This is a genomic window from Microbispora amethystogenes (genome assembly GCF_016863015.1).
GTDB classification, from domain to species: domain Bacteria; phylum Actinomycetota; class Actinomycetes; order Streptosporangiales; family Streptosporangiaceae; genus Microbispora; species Microbispora amethystogenes.
Map to the genome: position 1 here is coordinate 1 of NZ_BOOB01000163.1, position 542 is coordinate 542.

Sequence of the window (542 nt, forward strand, 5' to 3'; positions counted from 1 at the left end):
CAGCCGCGCGGGTGGGACCCCGACGGGACCGTCCTGATCACCGGCGGCCTCACCGGCATCGGCGCCCTCCTCGCCCACCACCTCGCCACCACCCACGGCATCCGCCACCTCCACCTCGTCGGCCGGCGCGGCCACCACACCCCCGGCGCCGACACCCTCATCCACGACCTCACCACCGCAGGCGCCCACGTCACCGTCACCGCCACCGACATCACCGACCCCCACGCCGTCGAACACCTCATCACCTCAATCCCACCCGAACACCCCCTCACCGCCGTCATCCACGCCGCCGGCATCACCCACGACACCCCCCTCCACGCCATCACCCCCAACCACCTGCACCCCGTCCTCGCCCCCAAAATCGACGGCGCCACCCACCTCCACCACCACACCCGCCACCACAACCTCGCCGCCTTCATCCTGTTCTCCTCCATCAGCGGCCTACTCGGCGGCGCCGCCCAAGCCAACTACGCCGCCGCCAACACCTTCCACGACGCCCTCGCCCACCACCGCCACACCCACAACCTCCCCGCCACCAGCCT

Annotated in this window: 1 protein-coding gene; it reads left to right on the top strand. The window is 71.8% G+C overall.

Annotation, left to right across the window (positions count from 1 at the left end):
- On the top strand, nucleotides 1–542 hold a 542-nt coding region (locus Mam01_RS36175), incomplete at both ends, for an SDR family NAD(P)-dependent oxidoreductase (RefSeq protein WP_204289711.1).